The following is a 1623-nucleotide window of genomic DNA, read 5'->3' as shown; positions in this document are numbered from 1 at the left end:
CAGGGCGTGACCCGCTTCGTCGAACTCGGCCCCGACGCCACCCTCACCGCCCTCACCCGCACCACGCTCGGCGACACCGCCGACCCGGTCTGCGTCCAGTTGATGCGCCGGGACGCGGCCGAGGGCGTCACCCTGCTGCGTGGACTGGCCGCCTTCCATGTCAGCGGCGGCACCGTCGACTGGAAGGCGCTGCCAGGCGTCCGTACGCACGTCCAAGTGGACCTGCCCACCTACGCCTTCCAGCGCACCCGGTACTGGCCCGCTGCCGCCGACTCGCGCGCCGCCGCGTCGGCATCGGCCTCGCGGGTACCCTCTGCGGACGACGCCTTCTGGTCGATCGTCGAGCAGGAGAGCACCCATGGTCTGGCAGGCCGGCTCGGCGTGCCGGAGGACGCTCTCGACGCGGTACTGCCCGCGTTGACGTCGCTGCGGCGTGAGCAGGTCGAACGCGGGCAGGTCGACGGGTGGCGGTACCGCGTGGACTGGGAGCCGGTCGACGTGGGCGCGGCCCGGCCGGTATCGGGGCGTTGGCTCTTGCTGCAACCGCCCGGTGGCGTCGCCCTTGAGGGGCTTGAGGAGTTCGTTCCGTGCCTGGAGCGTGTGGACTGCGACGTGCGGGATCGCAAAGGGCTGACCCATCTACTCGAAAAGGTGTTCGCCGAGGGCGAGGTGCCGGCCGGCGTGCTCTCCTGCCTGACGAGGGGTGCGTCCACCGCCGACGACGGCGCTCCCGGCATGGTCCCCGCGGTGGTGGACATCATGGCCCTGGTCCAGGCCCTCGGTGATGTCTCCGTGAGTGCTCCGCTGTGGGTGGTCACGCAGGCCGGTCCCGGGCCGGACGGCGCGCTCGGGAACCCGGGCCCGGCGCAGGCCGCCGTGTGGGGCTTGGGACGGGTGGCCGCGCTGGAGCATCCTGATCGGTGGGGTGGGCTGGTGCATGTCCCGCGGCGCGCGGGTCGCTCCGAACTCGGTTCTCTGGCAGCAGTGTTGACGCGTGCCGACGAGGACCAGGTGTCCCTGCGCGGCACAGCGGTGTCCGCACGGCGACTGCGCCCGGCCCCCCTGGCCGACACCGCACCGGACGGCACCTGGAGGGCTCCTGCCCGGATGCTTGTCACGGGCGGCACCGGTGCGCTCGGCGGGCGGCTGGCCCAGTGGTTCGCCGAGCACGGCACCAGGGAACTCGTCCTGACGAGCCGCGGCGGGGTCGCCTCGCCCGGTGCATCCGACCTCGTGGCACGACTGCGTGCGGCGGGAGCGGAGCGAGTCGAGGTTGTCGCGTGCGATGTCGCCGAGCGGTCCGAAGTGGCGGCACTGCTGGCCGCTCACCGGGTCGACGGAATCGCCCACGTGGCAGGCGTCCTGGACGACGACCTGATCGACGTCATGGTCCCCGAGCGGGTGGAACGCGTGCTGCGGGCGAAGGCTTTGGGTGCGGTGCATCTGGATGAGCTGACGCGGGGATGGGAACTGGAGGCGTTCGTGGTGTTCTCGTCCGTTGCCGGTGTGTGGGGCAGCGGAGGACAGGGCGTGTATGCGGCGGCGAACGCGTGTGCTGATGCGGTGGTGGAGGCGCGTCGTGCGCGGGGTGAGGTGGGTTTGTCGGTGGCGTGGGGTCCGTGG

General features: G+C 72.3%; 1 protein-coding gene. It reads left to right on the top strand.

Annotated elements, in window-relative coordinates; genetic code table 11:
* Window positions 1-6: 6 nt before the first annotated feature.
* A partial coding sequence (locus AB0N31_RS36470) for an SDR family NAD(P)-dependent oxidoreductase (RefSeq protein ID WP_366062836.1) occupies window positions 7-1623 on the top strand: 1617 nt, incomplete at its 3' end.

Source organism: Streptomyces sp. NPDC051051 (assembly GCF_040682975.1).
GTDB lineage: Bacteria > Actinomycetota > Actinomycetes > Streptomycetales > Streptomycetaceae > Streptomyces.
Note: the sequence above shows the minus strand (reverse complement) of the source record. Positions and strands in the feature narration are given on the sequence as shown.